Source organism: Streptomyces sp. NPDC000348 (genome assembly GCF_042898795.1).
Lineage (GTDB): Bacteria > Actinomycetota > Actinomycetes > Streptomycetales > Streptomycetaceae > Streptomyces.
In genome coordinates, this window is the sequence record NZ_JBIAZD010000005.1 from 421626 (window position 1) to 439083 (window position 17458).

Below are 17458 nucleotides of genomic sequence, written 5' to 3' on the forward strand. Positions count from 1 at the left end.
GAGTTTACGAGCCGTCCGGCTTCCGCGGCGACGGAGGCGGTGACGGAGGCGGTGGCGTGGGTTCGTCCGGCCACAGCGACGACCGGTCCCGGCCCCGCGGTCCGGGCCCCGGCCGGGGCGGCTTCACCGGCCCGGCCACCGTGGGCGCCCCGTGGACGTCGCGGACTCCGGACGCGTGCGGGTCACCGGCGCCCGGCGCACCGCCCGGCGCCGCGTCCTCCGGCTCCCGTGGCTCCCGGGGCGCCCCTGCCCCCCGTCCCACCCGCAGATACGGGTTGGTGTCCGGATTCGGGGGCCGGTGAGGGACCCCGGGTCCGTACGGCCCGGGAGCCGGTGCTCCGCCCGGGTCCTCGGCCGTCGGCGCGGGCCGCCACTCCCCGGCCGCCCTCGTGTCACCCCGTGCCGGCGGCGCCGCCCGCACCCCCGCCGCCCCGCTCGCCCATGCCAGCAGCGCCCCCGCGGCGCCCGCGCCCGCGCCCCACACCGCGCCCAGCAGGAACGCCGCGCCGAGCCGGCCACGCAGCTCGATGCCGGCACCGAACACGTCGAAGCCCAGCACGGACAGCGAGGCGTTCGCCGCCACCGCCACCAGCCCCACCGTGACGAGGGCGGACACCGCCGGCCGTACGGCACGGTGCACGGCGTCCCAGCCGCGCGGCAGGGGAGTGCGGCGGGACGCCGGCAGCGCGACGAGCAGGACACCGGCCGCCCAGCCGAGGCCACCGAACAGCGTCGGCACCGTGTCGACGGTGAACCCCACCGCCGCCTCCGCGTCGACGAGATCGCCCACCCGGTCCGGCAGCAGCCCCCGACATCGCCCAGCCCCGGGATCTCGACCCCGCCACCGCCCGTCCCCGGCAGGCCGTCCAGTCCCCACGAGCCCCCCGTCGACGGTGACGACGTCGTCTCCCGCCCGGGCCGGCCCGCCCGTCATCGCCACGAACAGCCCGACCACCGCGCCCGCACGCGCCAGGAGTTCGGTGCCGGAGACCACAACTCCCGCCGCCCGCAAGGACCGCAGGAAGAAGTACGACAGCAGCAGCGCACCCACCAGGCCCACCCCCAGCGGCGTGACCTCCACGGCCGTGCCGGCCTCCGCGCCCGACAGGCCGAAGGCGGACCCGTCACCGGACGGTGTGGCCGAACCGCCCGCCCCCAGAGCCACCACCGCGGCGGTCATCGGGCCCAGGGAACCGGCCGCGTCCGCGTCCAGCAGCCGCAGCCCGAGCGCCGCCGTCCCCGCCATCCCGATCAGCGCCCAGCTCACCGCGGCGACCGCGGACATCACCACGTCGGCCCAGGGCACGCGTCCGCCCCGCTCCGCGGTGCGGACGTCCGTGGCAGTGCTCATGGCAGACCCCCCGATCCGCGACGCGGCGTGATGGCCGCGCATGTCCCCCTCACGTGGTTTACCACTCTCCGGGACGATTTCGACCCCGCCGACGAAAACCGGTGAACACCTTGGTGCGCGCTCGTGACAAGGCCCGACTTTCGGTCAGAGGGCCGGGCCTGAAATAGTTCCCCCGATGTTCGACATCCCTAGACTCCCTGCGACGGGGGAAATTCGGGGGACAACTCAGTGGGGCATGGAGTGCCGGAACTCGTACTGGAATCAAACGGACGTACCTGGACGCTCGATCCGTCCAGGGCCTACACCCTCGGACGTGATCCGCAGGGGGACGTCGTGCTGGACGACGCCAGGGTCTCCTGGCGCCACGCCACGATCAGTTTCAACGGGCGCGGTTGGGTCATCGAGGACCACGGCAGCACCAACGGCACGTTCGTGCAGGGACGGCGGATCCACCACCTGGAGCTCGGCTCCGACACGGCGCTGAACCTGGGCAACGCGACCGACGGCCCGCGCGTGACGCTGTCCGGCGCGGGCGCGGGCGCGGGCGCGGGCGCGGGAGCAGTGGGCGCGGGAGCCGGTGCCGCGGCCCCGGCCGCCGCACCGCAGGCCCAGCCGCAGCAGCCGTACGCGGCCCAGGGCGCGAACGCCGGCTGGTCCCAGCAGGCGTCGCAGCAGCCGCCCGGCCGGCAGCAGCCGGCAGCGCGGCAGCCCGCACCGCACATTCCGCAGCAGCAGGGTCCCGGCGGCGGCGCGGGGGCGCCGCCGGTCCACGGCGACCGCAGCCCCACCACGTTCCACCAGTTCTCCCTCGGCCGCGTGATGCGCATCGGCCGTGCCCTGGAGAACGACCTGGTCGTCTCCGACCTCCAGGTCTCCCGCAACCACGCCGAGTTCCACGCGACGCCCGACGGCCGCATGGAGATCCGCGACCTCGGCTCGCACAACGGCACGTACGTCAACGGTCAGCCGATCCCCAAGGGCGGCACCCAACTGCTCGGCCCCGCCGACATCGTGGGCGTCGGTCACTCGACGTTCCGGATCGTCGGCGACCGGCTCGAGGAGTTCGTCGACACCGGTGAGGTCTCCTTCTCCGCCCGCCACCTGACGGTCACCGTCGACGGCGGCAAGCAGATCCTCAAGGACGTCTCCTTCGGCGTCCCCGAGAAGTCGCTGATCGCGGTCATCGGCCCGTCCGGCTCCGGCAAGTCCACGCTCCTCAAGGCCCTCACCGGTTACCGCCCCGCCAACCAGGGCGAGGTCCTCTACGACAACCGGAACCTCTACAAGCAGTTCGCCGAGCTGCGCCAGCGCATCGGTCTGGTCCCGCAGGACGACATCCTGCACAAGGAGCTGACCGTCAAGAAGGCCCTCAAGTACGCGGCCAAGCTCCGCTTCCCCGCCGACACCACGGCCGCCGAGCGCCAGTCCCGCATCGACGAGGTGCTGCGCGAGCTCAAGCTGGACATCCACAAGGACAAGAAGGTCACGTCCCTGTCCGGCGGCCAGCGCAAGCGCGTCTCCGTCGCCCTGGAGCTGCTCACCAAGCCGTCCCTGATCTTCCTGGACGAGCCGACCTCCGGCCTCGACCCGGGCATGGACCGCGACGTCATGCAGCTGCTGCGCGGCCTCGCCGACGACGGCCGCACGGTGCTCGTCGTCACGCACTCGGTGGCCGAGCTGGCGATCTGCGACAAGCTCCTGGTGATGGCGCCCGGCGGTTCCGTCGCCTACTTCGGCCCGCCCGAGGAGGCGCTGAACTTCTTCGGCTACGACACCTGGGCCGACGTCTTCTCCGCCTTCGAGAACTACCGCGACTACGACTGGGCGGGCCGCTGGAAGGGTTCGCAGCACTACCAGATGTACGCCGCGGACATCGACGCGGTCGCGCCGCAGTCCGTACAGGTCCCGGCGATGCAGGCGATGAAACCGCCGAAGCCGCAGGGCTGGATGTCACAGTTCGTCACACTGGTGCGGCGCTACGTCTCGGTGATCGTCTCCGACAAGGGCTTCCTCGCCCTGATGGTGATCCTGCCGGCCGTCCTCGGCGCGGTCAGCCTGCTCATCGACGCGGACCGGGGCCTGCTGCCCAACCCGCCGAACCCGCAGACCGGCCGGATCATCCCGAACGGCACGGCGACCACGGTCCTGCTGATACTCGCGGTGGGCGCCTGCTTCGCGGGCGCGGCGAACTCCGTGCGTGAGCTGATCAAGGAACGGGTCATCTACGAGCGGGAGCGCGCCACCGGCCTGTCCCGCTCGGCGTACCTGATGTCCAAGGTGTTCGTGCTCGGCATGATCACCGTGCTGCAGGGCCTGCTGGTCGGCGTGATCGGCTTCTCCAGCCGGGAGATCCCGGAGGAGGGTCTGGTCTTCGGCGGCTTCACGCTGCTGGAGCTCTCCGTGCCGATCATGGCGCTCGGCTTCACCTCCATGATGTTCGGTCTGATCATCTCCTCGCTGGTGAAGACCGCGGAGAAGACCATGCCGCTGCTGGTGATGTTCGCGATCATCCAGGTCGTCTTCACCGGCTGCCTGTTCGCCCTGCACGGCTCGATCGGCGTCAACCAGTTCTCGTTCCTGATGCCCTCGCGCTGGGCGGTCGCCGCGGCGGGCGCCACGCTGGACTTCAACAGGATCAGCCCGCCGGAGACGGCCGGTGACACCGACCCGCTGTGGGAGCACACGGTCGGGGCCTGGGCGCTGGACATGGGCGCGCTGATCGTGCTCGGCGTGATCTGCGGCTTCTTCGTGGCCCGCTTCCTGCGCCGCCACGAGCCCGAGGTCATGCGCAAGTAGTCCGCGCCGTACGGCCCCGAAGGGCGGCACCCCGTCAGGAGGGTGCCGCCCTTCGGCGTCCGTGTCCGCGAGAAGAGGTCCGCGCCGACCTCAGTACGCGCTGTCGACGTTGTCCATGGTGCCGTACTTGTCGGCCGCGTAGTTGCAGGCGGCGGTGATGTTGGCGACCGGGTCGTAGATGTCCTTCGGGGTGCCCGGGACGTGGTAGGCCTCGAACGTCGGCGGGATCACCTGCAGCAGGCCCTTGGACGGGATGCCGTTCTGGGCGTTGATGTCCCAGAGGTTGATCGCCTTCGGGTTGCCCGAGGACTCCCGCATGATGTTGCGGTGGATGCCCTCGTAGGAACCCGGGATGCCGTGCTTCCGCATGATGTCCAGGGACTCGCGGATCCAGCCGTCCAGGGTGTCGCTGTAGGTCTTCTGCGGGGCGGCCTTCTTCACCTCGGCGCGCTCGGCGGCGCGGCCGGCGGCCTCCTCGGCCTGGCGGGCCCTCTCCGCCTCGGCCTTCGCGGCGGCAGCGGCCGCCTTCTTCTCGGCGGCGGCCTCCGCGGCGGCCTGCTTCCTCGCCGCGATCTGCTCGGCCTTGAGGCTGGCGCCGGCCAGCTGGTCGGTGATGCCGGCGTGGACGTCCGCGATCTGCTCGGTGCTGTACGCCACCTTCGCCGTCGGGGCGGCAGTCTCGGTCGTGGTGGTCGTCGACGCGTTGCTCGGGATGGCCGAGAAACCGATGGCGGCGGCGCCGAGGGCCGCGACACCGGCGGCGGCGATCTTGTGGTGACGGGTCAGGGCACGACTGTGGCCACGGGTGAAGATGTTCTTGGACATGCGTGACGGACCTCTTCGAATAGCGCGGAGGTCGCTCAACGTCCGGTGGGGACAGGTGCTTTCGGCACAAACGCCGCGGGGAGAGACCCGCGGCGCTGAGCGACGCAGCCATTCTTAGCGGCCGCAAAATGGCGGGGCAAAGGTGTGACGTACGAAGCCGGGTAGTGGATCAGGGAGGGGTGAATCGGGGCAGAGAGGGTCATATGTCCCGCTCACGTGGACGGTATGTCTCTCCTAATCCTCTTCGTACGTGATGTGCGCCCTATGTCCGGCCTCACATCCACCACCTCCCGGCCTCACCGAAAGTTGCTGGAGCAATGCCCTGCGTGAGGGGGTTCGGTCACTCCGGGAGAACCAGGTGCACATCACCGAACTCGTGCCACAGATAGCGCCCGCGCAGCGCCTCCTCGTACCCCCGGTCGATCGCCGCCCGCCCCGCGACCGCCTCCAGCATCAGCAGATGCGAGGCCTCCGGCTCGTGCAGCCCGGTCAGCAGCCCGTCCACCACCCGCACCCCCCGCTCAGGGGTCACCACCAGATCGGTCCACCCCGCGCGGGCCCGCACCGCACCGTCCGCACCGGCCGCCGACTCCACCGCCCGTACGGCCGTCGTCCCCACCGCGATCACCCGGCCGCCCCCCGCCCGCACCGCCCCGATCAGCCGCGCCGACGCCTCCGGCACCACGAACCGCTCCGGATACGGCGGCTCGTGCGCCTCACCCGACGCCACCCCGGTGTGCAGTGTGACCGGGGCGAACTGCACCCCCCGGCTCACCAGCTCGGCCACCATCCGCGTGGTGAACGGGCGCCCCGCACTCGGCATCTCCGCACTCCCCGCCCCGTCCGGCGACGGCAGCGCGAACACCGTCTGGTACGCCGACAACGGCTGGTCCCGCTCCGTGTACGCGTACCGGATGGCCCGCCCGTGCTCCCGCAGCACCCCGAACACGTCCCGCGACACCCGCGCCCACCACAGCCGCTCGCCCCGCGCGCTCAGCGGCTCCTCCAGCACCAGCCGCGCACCACCGGCCAGCCGCACCTCTGTACCCGCGGGCGCACCCGCGCGCGCACGCGTGGTGCCGCGTCCATCGGGATCCCGCAGCTCGACCGCCCAGCGGCCGTCGTCACCGCGCGTGGAGAAGTGCACCACCACGCGCGCGGGCCCGATCCACCCCCCGACGGCCGCCGCCAGCGTCGGCGAGGTGTTCACCACCAGCAGGTCCCCGGCCCGCAGCAGCCGCGGCAGCTCCACGAAGGCGTGATGCGACACCGCCGTGCCCCGTGACACCAGCAGCCGCACCGAGTCCCGTTCCAGCCCCGGGCCCCGCTGCTCCACCGGCACCCGCGCGGACAACTCCTCCGGAACCTTGACGACCACGGTCATCGCCGCTCCTCCAGCAGCTCCGCGGCGCCGTAGCGGCCGCTCGCCGGCCGCTCGTCCAGCAGCCGCAGGAAGGCGGGCACCACACCGGCCGGCTCCGGCCGCGGACCGTCGTCGTCCGGTACGGCCGCCGCGTACAGGTCCGTCGCCATGTCGCCGGGATCGACCGCCCACACCCGCAGCCCCGGCTCCTCCACCGCCAGCACCGCCGCCAGCTGGTCCAGGGCCGCCTTGGACGCCCCGTACCCGCCCCACGTCGGATACGCCTCCGCCGCGGCGTCCGAGCTGACCACCAGCACCGCCCCGGCCGCCGCGGACCGCAGCAGCGGCAGGGCCTCCTGCACCAGGCCCAGTGCCGCCACCAGGTTCACCTCCAGCGCCCGCCGCAGCCCCTCCAGCGGCAGCTCCTCCAGCCTGACGAGCGGCTCGGCGCCCAGCGCGCTCGCGTTGTGCACCACCAGATCGACCCCGCCCAGCCGCCACGCCGCCGCCACCAGCTCCGCGCGGTGCGCGGCGTCCGCGACGTCCCCGGGCAGCGCCGTCACACGCGTGCCGTGCGCCGCCACCAGCCCGGCCGCCTCCGCCAGGGGCACCGGCCCCCGCGCGTCGAGCACCAGGTCCCAGCCGCGCGCCGCCAGCGCCCGGGCGAGCGCCTCCCCGAGCCCCTTCGAAGCCCCCGTGATGATCGCAACCGGCATGCTGACCCGTCCCCTCGTCGTCGTCGACGCCGCTCGATCGGCGTGCCCTCAACCTAGGGACCGGCCCACCGCCACCGCCTCGGGCCCGGGACGCAGCGCCCCGGGGCCCTTCGTCCTACGCCGCGGTCACCGGGCCCGGGGACCTGGGCCACCGACGGGAACCGGGGGACCTCCGACCTAGGACCACCGGCCCGGCCGACGGCCGACACACGTCCGATCCCGCTGTCACGGCCCGCCGGTACGGTGAGGACATGAGCCACGGCCCCCGGTCCGGCCTCGCCGCGGTGAGCTCCGCGTTGCTGGCCATGAGCAGGCACCTCGAGGTGCGCGACGTCCTCAAGACGATCGTCGCCTCGGCCCGCGAACTCCTCGACGCGCAGTACGCCGCCCTCGGCGTGCCCGACGACCACGGCGGCTTCGCCCAGTTCGTGGTCGACGGCGTCAGCGACGAGGAGTGGAAGGCCATCGGCCCCCTCCCGCGCCGGCACGGCATCCTCGCCGCGATGCTCGACGAGGCCGCCCCGCAGCGCCTCGCCGACGTGCGCCGGGACCCCCGCTTCGAGGGCTGGCCCAGTGCCCACCCCGACCTGGCCGACTTCCTGGGCCTGCCCATCCGTGACGGCGACGAGGTCATCGGCGCCCTGTTCCTCGCCAACAAGAAGTGCCCCAAACCCGAGGGCACCTGCGGCTTCACCGAGGACGACGAGGAACTGCTCGGCATCCTCGCCCAGCACGCGGCGATCGCCCTGACCAACGCCCGGCTCTACGAACGCAGCCGTGAACTGACCATCGCCGAGGAACGCTCCCGTCTCGCCCACGAGCTCCACGACGCCGTCAGCCAGAAACTCTTCTCCCTCCGGCTCACCGCCCAGGCCGCCGCCCGCCTCGTGGACCGCGACCCCTCCCGCGCCAAGGGCGAACTCCAGCAGGTCGCCGCCCTGGCCGCCGAGGCCGCCGACGAACTGCGCGCGGCGGTCGTCGAGCTGCGCCCCGCGGCCCTCGACGAGGACGGCCTCGTCGCCACGCTGCGCACGCAGATCCAGGTCCTCGACCGTGCCCACACCGCGCGCGTGACCTTCACCGGGCACGGCGTGCGCGCCCTCCCGGCCGCCCAGGAGGAGGCGGTGCTGCGCGTCGCCCAGGAGGCGCTGCACAACGCGCTGCGGCACTCCGGCGGTGACCACGTCGACGTCACCCTGGACCGCCGCGGCGGCGGGGCGGTCCTGCGGGTCAGTGACGACGGCGGCGGCTTCGACCCGCAGGCCGTCCGCCGCGCGGGCCGCCATCTGGGCCTGGTCTCCATGCGGGACCGGGCGAGCGGGGTCGGCGGCCGGCTGACCGTGGAATCGGCGCCCGGCAAGGGCACCACGATCGAGATGGAGGTCCCCGGTGGCTGACGCAATCAAGGTGCTGCTGGTCGACGATCACCAGGTGGTACGCCGGGGTCTGCGCACCTTCCTCGAGGTGCAGGACGACATCGAGGTGGTCGGCGAGGCCGCGGACGGTGCCGAGGGCGTCGCCCGGGCGGGGGAGCTGGGGCCCGACGTCATCCTCATGGACGTCAAGATGCCGGGCATGGACGGCGTGGACGCCCTGCGCCGGCTCCGCGAACTGGACCACCCCGCGCGCGTGCTGATCGTCACCAGCTTCACCGAGCAGCGCACGGTCGTCCCCGCCCTCCGCGCGGGCGCCGCCGGTTACGTGTACAAGGACGTCGACCCCGACGCGCTCGCCGGAGCCATCCGCTCCGTGCACGCCGGGCACGTCCTGCTCCAGGCGGAGGTGGCCGGCGCGCTGCTCTCCCAGGAGGAGACCGGATCGGGGCAGGGACGCGCCGGCTCCCTCACCGAACGGGAGCGCGAAGTCCTCGGGCTCATAGCGGACGGCCGCGCCAACCGGGAGATCGCCCGCGCCCTGGTGCTCTCCGAGAAGACCGTGAAGACCCACGTCTCGAACATCCTGATGAAACTCGACCTCGCGGACCGCACCCAGGCCGCCCTGTGGGCCGTACGCCATGGCCTGAGCGGCTGACCCGCGACGCCGCGGGCCCCACGGAAGGTTCCCGTCCGATGCGAGATTCATACCGTAGGGGGAATGTCCCCCGGATGGCCGTATCCCTGGTCGGTGTCCGCCGTTCTCCAGTGCGTACCGCGGCGCCTGCCGCGGTCATCGCGAGGAGGGCTCGGAAAGTGAAGAACCTGAAGAGGGCAGCGGCCGTGACGATGGTGGCCGGCGGTCTGCTCGCGGCCGGTACGGGAATGGCCTCCGCCACCGACGGCAGCCACGCCGACGGCACGGCCGCGGGCTCCCCGGGCGTCGTCTCCGGCAACGTCGTCCAGGTCCCGGTCGACGTCCCGGTCAACGTGTCCGGCAACAGCGTCAACGTCATCGGCGTCCTGAACCCGGCCTTCGGCAACACCGCCGTCAACCACTGACGCCCCCACCGCCAAGCCCCGGCCGCCCGGCCCCCACCCAGGCGCCCGGGGCTCAGCACTGCCGCGCAGTGGTGCCTCGCCCACCGCGGGCAGTCGTGCCGCTGGGGCGATGGGGGTCCCCCCGCTCGAGCGAAGCCGAGAGTGGGGGAGGGTGGGCGCTGGGGGTACCCCCTCTGGGGGAGGCACCCCGTCGGCGCCGGGCTGCGCCATCCACCCCCGGTCGGCACCAACGCCGGATCACACAGGCCACCCCCGCTCAACACCCACCCCGGCACCGAGCGAACAGACCTCACCCCACCCCCCGCTCCTCCACAACGGAGTTGTACGCCGCCACCTGCGCCCGCCGAGCCGTCCGCTCCACGGGCCGCAACGCGGCAGCCCGCCCCGACATCTCCGACGCGCTCACCGCACCCCCGTGCCCCCCGGCCCCCGCCAGCGACACCAGCACCCCCACCCGCTGGGCCAGCTCCAACACCCGCGCCGCCCGAGGCGGATACCCCGGCGCCAGCACATCCCGCCCCCGCGAGCCCGAGGCCCGCGCCCGGTACGCGTCGATCGCCGCCTCCGCCACCGGCCCCGACCCGGCCACATCCAGCCGTGTCAGCACCTCGGTGGCCTCCCGCAGCGCCTCCGCCAGTTCCCGCTCCGCCTCCCCGAGCGACGGCACATCCGCGGGCGGAGCCTCCCGCACCGGCAGACAGTGCCAGACCACCTCCACGTGCACGTCACCCGAGGGCCCGGCCTCGTACGTCTCCGGCACCAGCCCCAGCGCGGCCCCGGAACAGACCACCGCCTCCTCGGCCTCCAGCGCCCGCGCGTTGAACTCCGGCGGCCCGCTCAGCCCCAGCGGATGCCCCGGCGCCGGCAGCGCCACCCGCAGCCCGGTCACCCCGAGCGCCCGCAGCCGCCCCAGCGCCAGCGTGAGCCCCACGGGCGCCGGCTCACCCGGCAACCCCTCCACCCGGTGCACCGCGTCCTCCCCGACGATCGCGAGCACGGCGTCGTCCGGTGAGACAAGTCCGGCGAGAAGGGCGTTTCCCCAAGCGGCGAGGCGTCCAGAGCGAGGTTCCGAGAGCATGCGTACACCCTAGACAGAGCCCAAGAACCGGACCGGAGGAATGTCCGGGTCGACCGGTGGCGTAGATTTCATGATGGGCTGCGCCCACGGGTGCGGCGGACCGACCCACAGGCGTACGCGACAGCCGAGACCGGCCACACTGCAAGGGGAGACAACGCGCTCATGAGCGATGTTCTGGAGCTTCAGGACGTATCCGTGGTCCGTGAGGGCCGGGCTCTGGTGGACCAGGTCTCCTGGTCGGTCAAGGAGGGCGAGCGCTGGGTCATCCTCGGCCCCAACGGCGCCGGCAAGACCACCCTCCTCAACATCGCGTCCAGCTACCTGTACCCCAGCAAGGGCACCGTCGGCATCCTCGGCGAGACCCTCGGAACCCCCGGCACCGACGTCTTCGAACTGCGCCCCCGCATCGGCATGGCCGGCATCGCCATGGCCGACAAGCTCCCCAGGCGCCAGACCGTCCTGCAGACCGTGCTCACCGCCGCCTACGGCATGACCGCCGGCTGGCAGGAGCAGTACGAGGACATCGACGAGCAGCGCGCCCGCGCCTTCCTCGACCGCCTCGGCATGTCCGAGTACCTGGACCGCAGGTTCGGCACGCTCTCCGAGGGCGAGCGCAAGCGCACCCTCATCGCCCGCGCCCTGATGACCGACCCCGAACTGCTGCTCCTCGACGAGCCCGCCGCCGGACTCGACCTCGGCGGCCGCGAGGACCTCGTACGCCGTCTCGGCCGGCTCGCCCGCGACCCGATCGCCCCCTCCATGATCATGGTCACGCACCACGTCGAGGAGATCGCCCCGGGCTTCACCCACGTCCTGATGATCCGTCAGGGCAGGGTCCTGGCAGCCGGCCCGCTGGAGCTCGAACTCACCTCCCGCAACCTCTCCCTCTGCTTCGGCCTGCCGCTCGTCGTCGAACAGGTCGGCGACCGCTTCACCGCCCAGGGCCTCCCGATGTCCTGACCCCTCCCGCAGCCCAAGACCCGGAGCCGAAAGGCGCGTTCAAACTGATCGGCGCCCTGTCGGCGACCGGGTGCACGGTCCTACCATGACCACGTGGACATCGACGCATGGCTGTGGTGGCTGATCGGCGCGGCGGCACTCGGCATCGGGCTCGTGATCACCGCGATGCCCGAACTCGGCATGCTCGCGGTGGGTGCCGTCGCCGCGGCAGTGGTCTCCGGCATCTTCGGCGGCGGCGCCGTCGCCCAGGTCGCGGTCTTCGCCGTCGTCTCGACCGCCCTCATCGCAGTCGTACGGCCCATCGCGAACAGACACCGGGCCCAGCGGCCCCCATTCGCCACCGGCGTGGACGCCCTCAAAGGGAAACAGGCCGTCGTGCTGGAGCGCGTCGACGGCTCCGGCGGCCGGATCAAGCTGGCAGGCGAGGTCTGGTCGGCACGCGCACTCGACGCCGGCCACACCTATGACGTAGGCCAGGAAGTGGACGTCGTGGACATCGAGGGAGCCACCGCCATCATCATGTGACCGCGCACGACGCAACTGGGGCGAACAACCCCCCAGTTACACCGATGGTCTGTCAGACTCGACCAGAAAGATCTTCAACCGCAAGATCTTCCGCAGGCACCGTGCCTGCCGTAGGCGCCGAGGCGAAGAAGGGTTCGGGGAACCGACGATGCAACCGATCATCATCGTCCTGATCATCCTGGTGGTGTTGGTCTTCATCGCCCTGATCAAGACGATCCAAGTCATCCCACAGGCCAGCGCCGCGATCGTCGAGCGCTTCGGCCGCTACACGCGGACGCTCAACGCGGGCCTCAACATCGTCGTCCCGTTCATCGACACCATCCGCAACCGCATCGACCTGCGCGAACAGGTCGTCCCGTTCCCGCCGCAGCCGGTGATCACCCAGGACAACCTGGTCGTCAACATCGACACCGTCATCTACTACCAGGTGACCGACGCCCGGGCCGCCACCTATGAGGTGGCCAGCTACATCCAGGCCATCGAACAGCTCACCGTCACCACCCTGCGCAACATCATCGGCGGCATGGACCTGGAGCGGACCCTCACCTCCCGCGAGGAGATCAACGCGGCCCTGCGCGGCGTCCTCGACGAGGCCACCGGCAAGTGGGGCATCCGCGTCAACCGCGTCGAACTCAAGGCCATCGAACCGCCCACCTCCATCCAGGACTCGATGGAGAAGCAGATGCGCGCCGACCGCGACAAGCGCGCCGCGATCCTCCAGGCCGAAGGCGTCCGGCAGTCCGAGATCCTGCGCGCCGAGGGCGAGAAGCAGTCCCAGATCCTGCGCGCCGAAGGTGAGGCCAAGGCAGCGGCCCTGCGCGCCGAGGGCGAGGCCCAGGCCGTCCGTACGGTCTTCGAGGCCATCCACGCCGGCGACCCCGACCAGAAGCTCCTCTCCTACCAGTACCTCCAGATGCTCCCCAAGATCGCCGAGGGCGACGCCAACAAGCTCTGGATCGTCCCCAGCGAAATCGGCGACGCCCTCAAGGGCCTCTCCGGCGCGATGGGCAACTTCGGCGCGATGGGCGGCAACGGCACCTCGGGAACCGCCAACGTCCCCTCCCAGGAACGCCGCGAAAAGCCCTCGATCGACTGAGAGCCTCTTGGAACACGGGTTCCCCGCACCCCCTCAGGGGCGCGGGGCCCTGGCGATGTGCGGCTCCGCCGCGTGGGCGCGACACGCCACGACGCACCCGCGACCGGGCAGCGGCCCACGTCCCTACGGCGAAGCCCTCACGCCGCGTCCAGCGTCAGCCACTCGGGCAACGCCTCGAACTCCTCGGAGCCCAGCGCCAGTAGCATCGCATCGGCCGGCGTCGGCTCGAAGGGCCGCCGCAACAGCGGCATCCCCGCCTGCTCGGGCGTCCGGTTCGCCTTCCGGTGATTGTCCTCCGCGCAGGACGCCACCGTGTTCAGCCACGTGTCCTGCCCACCGTGCGACCGCGGCACCACGTGGTCCACGGTCGTCGCCCGCCGCCCGCAGTACGCGCACCGGTGCCGGTCCCGCACCAGGACACCCCGCCTCGACCACGGCGCTTGTCTTCGGAACGGCACCCTCACGTACTGGCAGAGCCTGATCACCCGGGGCGCCGGTATGTCGACCGCGGCTCCGCGCATCCGCAGTTCGGGGTGGGCCTGCTCGACGACGGCCTTGTCCTGAAGCACCAGAACGACGGCTCGGTTCAGCGTCACCGTCGACAACGGCTCGAAGCTCGCGTTCAGTACCAGCGTGTCCCGCATACCAGCCCACCTCCCGTGTGCACCGGCCCACCCCTCGGCGGGCTGGGATCAACTCTGGCCGGGCACGCCGGGATGGACAACGCAATATCTGCTGCTCCTGCGGGAGGTGACCCCCGCGACCCCCGGCAACAAAAATGCCCGCCCCTGATCAATTCCAAGACCAGGGGCGGGCAAACGTTCCGTGAATCCCCGAGACCGCTCAGGATCCCGCGGGCACCTCGTACTCACCGATCAGCTGGGCACGCGCCAGCGTGTGGAACCGCAGGTTGAAGCCCACCGCGGCGGGAGACGCGTCCGCGTCCGGACCGAGCTTCTCCTGGTCCACGGCGTACACCGTGAACACATACCGGTGCGGCCCGTCCCCGGGCGGCGGCGCCGCACCGCCGAAGTCCTTGCTGCCGTAGTCGTTGCGCGCGTGGACCGCGCCCTCGGGCAACCCCTCGAACGTGCCGCTCCCCGCACCGGCCGGCAGTTCGGTCACCGTGGCCGGGATGTCGAACAGCACCCAGTGCCAGAACCCGCTGCCCGTCGGGGCGTCGGGGTCGTAGCAGGTCACGGCGAAGCTCCTGGTCTCCGGCGGGAACCCCTCCCACCGCAGGTGTGGCGAGGTGTTGCCGGCCGCGTGGACCTGAGTCTCCTTGAGCGTCGCCCCCTCCTGCACGTCCTCGCTCGACACCGTGAACGACGGCACGGGCGGATGGAAGTCGTGGGGGAGCGGCCGCCGCTTGAGCTCGGTCACCTCGGTACCTCCTGATCGATTGCGTTCAGTCGCAGGCCGAGCCTAGAACCAGTTGCGCCTGCTGCCGACCTCCGACAGCCACTGGTTGAGGTACGCCGCCCAATCGGTGCCCTGGTAGTCGTTCAGCCCCACCTTGAAGGAACGGAAGGTGTCGCTGCCCTCGCTGAACAGACCCGGCTTCTTGTCCATCTCCAGCACGACGTCCATGGCCTGCTCATCGGCCACGAAGCTCAGCTCGACCTGGTGCAGTCCCCGGTACTGCTGCGGCGGGAGGAACTCGATCTCCTGGTAGAACGGCAGCTTCTGCCGGGTTCCGCGGATGTGGCCCCGTTCCATGTCCGCGTTCTTGAACCGGAAGCCCAGCTGGACGAACGCGTCCAGGATCGCCTTCTGCGCCGGCAGCGGGTGCACGTTGACCGGGTCCAGGTCACTGGAGTCCACGGCCCGGGCGATCGCCAGCTCGGTGGACACCCCGATGTTCATGCCCCGCAGCGCCTGCCCGTCGATCATCGTGATCGGCGTCTCCCACGGGATCTCCAGCCCGAACGGCACCGTGTGCACCGCGCCCGCCTGGAGCTCGAAGGCACCGCCCAGCGACGACTTCGTGAACTCGATGTCCTGCTTGTACTCCTGGTCGCCGCTCTCCACCTCGACCTTGGCCTGCAGCCCGACCGACAGCCCCTCGATCTGCTGGTTGACGGACCCGCCCTGGATCCGCACCTCGCCCTGGACGACACCGCCCGGAACCACGTTGACCTCGTGCAGCACCGTCTCGACCGAGGCCCCGCCGGCACCCAGACTCGCCAGCAGCTTCTTGAACGCCATGTCTCTCCCTCTCCAGGCGACCCCCGTGGGCCACACCTGATCCGTCGTCCTGCGTCGAGTCGTACGTATGGACCCTTGATCCCTATCAACGCGATCCGGCCGTGGCCGGTTCCGCGTCCCCCCACCCCGACAACCGCGGAGCCCGCCGACCACCTCGTGGCACCGTCCGTCTCCAGTACCCTCGGACGGCATGATCGCGACCCCCGACCGTACGCCCCTGCCCGGAGAGTCCTTCGACCGCCCCGGCCCCCGCGGCATGTCCAGGCGGGCGGCGTGAACATCGAGAAGCTCGCGCACACCGCTGAAGAGGTCGCCCCCAAGCTGCTCGGTGCCGTCCTCACCCACGAGACCCCCGAGGGAACCGTGAGCATCAGCATCACGGAGACCGAGGCGTACTCCGGTGCGGCCGACCCCGCTTCCCACGCCTACCGAGGCGAGACACCCCGCAACGCCGTCATGTTCGGACCGGCGGGGCGCCTGTACGTGTACCGGTCCCACGGTCTCCACTGGTGCGCCAACGTCGTCACCGGGACGGACGGCACCGCTTCGGCCGTCCTCATCCGGGCGGGCAGGGTCGTCGAAGGGGAGGACCTGGCACGCAAGCGGCGAGGGGAGAAGGTCGAGAGCGCACGCCTTGCGCGGGGTCCGGGGAACTTCTGCCGGGCGCTCGGCATCACGGCGGAGCACAACGGCACAGAGCTCCTGGCAGGCACCTCGGTCGTGCTGTCCGAGGGTGAGCCGGTACCCGCCGCCCTCATCAGGGTCGGTCCTCGGGTCGGCGTGAGCAAAGCCCACGACTGGCAGCACCGCTTCTACCTCGCCGGTGATCCCACGGTCTCGGCGTACCGGCTGAGCCCGAGAGCCAAGCCGCCCACCGGAGCCTGAGCCGCTGCGCACCCCGCTCACGGCCCACCGGCGAGTCGGCGCGGGGGAATCGTCGGCAGAACCCAGTACCCGCTCGGGCCCGGCCCTGCCTACGTTCGACCGCATGACTGACGACTGCTTCGCGCATCCACGGCTCGCCGCGATCTACGATCCGCTCGACCCCGACCGCAGCGATCTCGATGCCTACCTTCGGATCGCGGAGGAGTTCGGGGCACGCCGAGTGCTGGACATCGGCTGCGGAACAGGGGTGTTCGCACTTCTCCTGGCCGACCGCGGGATCGAGGTCGTCGGTGTCGATCCCGCGTCGGCGTCTATCGAGGTCGCCCGGGCCAAACCGGGCGGTGAGCGAGTGCGCTGGATCCGCGGTGACGCGACGGACCTCCCGCCGCTGCGGGTCGACCTTGCGACGATGACGGCGAACGTCGCCCAGGCCATCGCCGATCCGCGGACGTGGCGGAGGACGTTACGGGGAGCCTTCGAGGCGCTGCGGCCCGGCGGACATCTGGTCTTCGAGACACGCGATCCGGCCCGACGCGCCTGGGAGGAGTGGACCCGCGAGAACTCCTACCGCGTGACGGAGATCCCCGGTGCCGGCTCCGTCGAGACCTGGGTCCAGCTGATCGAGGTGAGCCGGCCCCTGGTGACGTTCCGCTGGACCTACGGGTTCGCGGCGGACGGACAGGTGCTGACGTCGGATTCGACCCTGCGTTTCCGCGAGCGGGAGGAAGTCGAGCAGGACCTGGTCGCGCACGGGTACGTGGTGGATGACGTTCGCGATGCGCCCGACCGTCCGGGAAAGGAGTTCGTCTTCCTGGCACGACGTCCCTGATCGTCGACTCCCGGCGTCGACGGCGCGGCCGCCTGCGCCGCCGCCGAAGTTGACTCGCCCCTGGGAGGTGCGTAAGGTAGTCCGAGCCGCTTGAACCGGGTACGGCGATCGCCTGCAGCCGGAAGCGGCCAACCCACTACCTACGATCACCCCTCAGCGGGGCCGAATTCGTCATGTCCGCATGCCTGAATTCCGAACCGCGGAGCCCGATTATGAATCGAGCGGGGGAATCGGTTAACGTAGTGAATGTCGAAAGGCCGACAGGCGAAAGCCGAAGGCCAACGGCGAATCCCGTCGACTGGGAATCAGGCCCGAAAGGATCTGATAGAGTCGGAACCGCCGGAAAGGGAAACGCGGAAGCGGGAACCCGGAAAGCACCGAGGAAATCGGG

General features: G+C 71.5%; 17 protein-coding genes. 9 read left to right on the forward strand and 8 right to left on the reverse strand.

Translation table 11 applies throughout. The annotated features are described in order from the left end of the window. Positions 1 to 4: 4 nt before the first annotated feature. Positions 5 to 1351 (reverse strand): streptophobe family protein, encoded by a 1347-nt coding sequence (locus tag ACFY3N_RS13745; RefSeq protein ID WP_390816841.1) that lies wholly within the window; start codon positions 1349 to 1351, stop codon positions 5 to 7. A 240-nt stretch (positions 1352 to 1591) separates the two neighbouring features. Between ACFY3N_RS13745 and ACFY3N_RS13750 the strand changes: the two genes are divergently transcribed. Then, complete coding sequence (locus tag ACFY3N_RS13750; protein ID WP_390816842.1) at positions 1592 to 4147, forward strand: FHA domain-containing protein; 2556 nt, start codon at positions 1592 to 1594, stop codon at positions 4145 to 4147. Between the two features lie 90 nt (positions 4148 to 4237). Here ACFY3N_RS13750 and ACFY3N_RS13755 read toward each other — a convergent pair whose 3' ends face one another. The 3 genes from ACFY3N_RS13755 to ACFY3N_RS13765 form a co-directional block, all read right to left on the reverse strand. Beyond that, entirely contained in the window at positions 4238 to 4972 is a 735-nt protein-coding gene (locus ACFY3N_RS13755; RefSeq protein WP_390816843.1) for a transglycosylase SLT domain-containing protein, read from the reverse strand. Positions 4973 to 5312: 340 nt separating this feature from the next. After that, positions 5313 to 6356, reverse strand: a complete 1044-nt coding sequence (locus ACFY3N_RS13760; RefSeq protein ID WP_390816844.1) for an S-adenosylmethionine:tRNA ribosyltransferase-isomerase — start codon at positions 6354 to 6356, stop codon at positions 5313 to 5315. Then, positions 6353 to 7051, reverse strand: a complete 699-nt coding sequence (locus ACFY3N_RS13765) for an SDR family NAD(P)-dependent oxidoreductase (protein WP_390816845.1) — start codon at positions 7049 to 7051, stop codon at positions 6353 to 6355. Before ACFY3N_RS13765 ends, ACFY3N_RS13760 begins: the two co-directional genes overlap by 4 nt. Positions 7052 to 7302: 251 nt before the next feature. Between ACFY3N_RS13765 and ACFY3N_RS13770 the strand changes: the two genes are divergently transcribed. From ACFY3N_RS13770 to ACFY3N_RS13780, 3 genes are all read left to right on the forward strand, one after another. Further along, positions 7303 to 8448, forward strand: coding sequence for a GAF domain-containing sensor histidine kinase (locus ACFY3N_RS13770; protein ID WP_390816846.1), 1146 nt, complete (start codon positions 7303 to 7305; stop codon positions 8446 to 8448). Further along, positions 8441 to 9082 carry a response regulator gene (locus tag ACFY3N_RS13775; protein ID WP_390816847.1) on the forward strand — a complete coding sequence of 214 codons (642 nt, stop codon included), beginning with the start codon at positions 8441 to 8443 and terminating at the stop codon, positions 9080 to 9082. Before ACFY3N_RS13770 ends, ACFY3N_RS13775 begins: the two co-directional genes overlap by 8 nt. Positions 9083 to 9240: 158 nt before the next feature. Continuing rightward, a complete protein-coding gene (locus ACFY3N_RS13780; RefSeq protein ID WP_390816848.1) occupies positions 9241 to 9486 on the forward strand; it encodes a chaplin in 246 nt (81 codons plus the stop codon). A gap of 289 nt (positions 9487 to 9775) precedes the next feature. Here the strand turns inward: ACFY3N_RS13780 and ACFY3N_RS13785 are convergent, their stop codons facing one another. Beyond that, positions 9776 to 10564, reverse strand: coding sequence for a hypothetical protein (locus ACFY3N_RS13785; RefSeq protein ID WP_390816849.1), 789 nt, complete (start codon positions 10562 to 10564; stop codon positions 9776 to 9778). Between the two features lie 162 nt (positions 10565 to 10726). Here ACFY3N_RS13785 and ACFY3N_RS13790 point away from each other — a divergent pair, with 162 nt between their 5' ends. The 3 genes from ACFY3N_RS13790 (at position 10727) to ACFY3N_RS13800 (ending at position 13145) form a co-directional block, all read left to right on the forward strand. Next, the gene (locus ACFY3N_RS13790) at positions 10727 to 11524 is read left to right on the forward strand and encodes an ABC transporter ATP-binding protein (RefSeq protein ID WP_390816850.1); all 798 of its coding nucleotides are present in this window, start codon (positions 10727 to 10729) and stop codon (positions 11522 to 11524) included. 93 nt (positions 11525 to 11617) lie between these two features. Further along, positions 11618 to 12049 carry an NfeD family protein gene (locus tag ACFY3N_RS13795; RefSeq protein WP_390816851.1) on the forward strand — a complete coding sequence of 144 codons (432 nt, stop codon included), beginning with the start codon at positions 11618 to 11620 and terminating at the stop codon, positions 12047 to 12049. Positions 12050 to 12197: 148 nt separating this feature from the next. Beyond that, complete coding sequence (locus ACFY3N_RS13800) at positions 12198 to 13145, forward strand: SPFH domain-containing protein (protein ID WP_390816852.1); 948 nt, start codon at positions 12198 to 12200, stop codon at positions 13143 to 13145. A 137-nt stretch (positions 13146 to 13282) separates the two neighbouring features. On the opposite strand, the gene ACFY3N_RS13805 is transcribed toward ACFY3N_RS13800, so the two are convergent. The 3 genes from ACFY3N_RS13805 to ACFY3N_RS13815 all read right to left on the reverse strand — a co-directional run bounded on the left by ACFY3N_RS13805 (position 13283) and on the right by ACFY3N_RS13815 (position 15353). Then, positions 13283 to 13789, reverse strand: a complete 507-nt coding sequence (locus tag ACFY3N_RS13805; RefSeq protein WP_390816853.1) for an HNH endonuclease — start codon at positions 13787 to 13789, stop codon at positions 13283 to 13285. A gap of 199 nt (positions 13790 to 13988) precedes the next feature. Then, entirely contained in the window at positions 13989 to 14528 is a 540-nt protein-coding gene (locus ACFY3N_RS13810) for a YbhB/YbcL family Raf kinase inhibitor-like protein (protein WP_390816854.1), read from the reverse strand. A 42-nt stretch (positions 14529 to 14570) separates the two neighbouring features. Further along, positions 14571 to 15353: a sporulation protein gene (locus ACFY3N_RS13815; RefSeq protein ID WP_390816855.1), complete on the reverse strand. Its 783-nt coding sequence runs from the start codon at positions 15351 to 15353 to the stop codon at positions 14571 to 14573. Positions 15354 to 15626: 273 nt separating this feature from the next. Here ACFY3N_RS13815 and ACFY3N_RS13820 point away from each other — a divergent pair, with 273 nt between their 5' ends. After that, positions 15627 to 16238 (forward strand): DNA-3-methyladenine glycosylase, encoded by a 612-nt coding sequence (locus ACFY3N_RS13820; protein ID WP_390816856.1) that lies wholly within the window; start codon positions 15627 to 15629, stop codon positions 16236 to 16238. 103 nt (positions 16239 to 16341) lie between these two features. Beyond that, entirely contained in the window at positions 16342 to 17067 is a 726-nt protein-coding gene (locus ACFY3N_RS13825; protein WP_390816857.1) for a class I SAM-dependent methyltransferase, read from the forward strand. Positions 17068 to 17458: the final 391 nt, after the last annotated feature.

Excerpts from the sequence above, each read along its gene's own strand:
- ACFY3N_RS13805 (WP_390816853.1), bottom strand. The coding sequence starts at position 13,789 with ATGCGGGACACGCTGGTACTGAACGCGAGCTTCGAGCCGTTGTCGACG.
- ACFY3N_RS13815 (WP_390816855.1), bottom strand. The coding sequence starts at position 15,353 with ATGGCGTTCAAGAAGCTGCTGGCGAGTCTGGGTGCCGGCGGGGCCTCG.
- ACFY3N_RS13825 (WP_390816857.1), top strand. The coding sequence starts at position 16,342 with ATGACTGACGACTGCTTCGCGCATCCACGGCTCGCCGCGATCTACGAT.
- ACFY3N_RS13800 (WP_390816852.1), top strand. The coding sequence starts at position 12,198 with ATGCAACCGATCATCATCGTCCTGATCATCCTGGTGGTGTTGGTCTTC.
- ACFY3N_RS13790 (WP_390816850.1), top strand. The coding sequence starts at position 10,727 with ATGAGCGATGTTCTGGAGCTTCAGGACGTATCCGTGGTCCGTGAGGGC.
- ACFY3N_RS13755 (WP_390816843.1), bottom strand. The coding sequence starts at position 4,972 with ATGTCCAAGAACATCTTCACCCGTGGCCACAGTCGTGCCCTGACCCGT.
- ACFY3N_RS13745 (WP_390816841.1), bottom strand. The coding sequence starts at position 1,351 with ATGAGCACTGCCACGGACGTCCGCACCGCGGAGCGGGGCGGACGCGTG.
- ACFY3N_RS13785 (WP_390816849.1), bottom strand. The coding sequence starts at position 10,564 with ATGCTCTCGGAACCTCGCTCTGGACGCCTCGCCGCTTGGGGAAACGCC.
- ACFY3N_RS13770 (WP_390816846.1), top strand. The coding sequence starts at position 7,303 with ATGAGCCACGGCCCCCGGTCCGGCCTCGCCGCGGTGAGCTCCGCGTTG.
- ACFY3N_RS13765 (WP_390816845.1), bottom strand. The coding sequence starts at position 7,051 with ATGCCGGTTGCGATCATCACGGGGGCTTCGAAGGGGCTCGGGGAGGCG.
- ACFY3N_RS13760 (WP_390816844.1), bottom strand. The coding sequence starts at position 6,356 with ATGACCGTGGTCGTCAAGGTTCCGGAGGAGTTGTCCGCGCGGGTGCCG.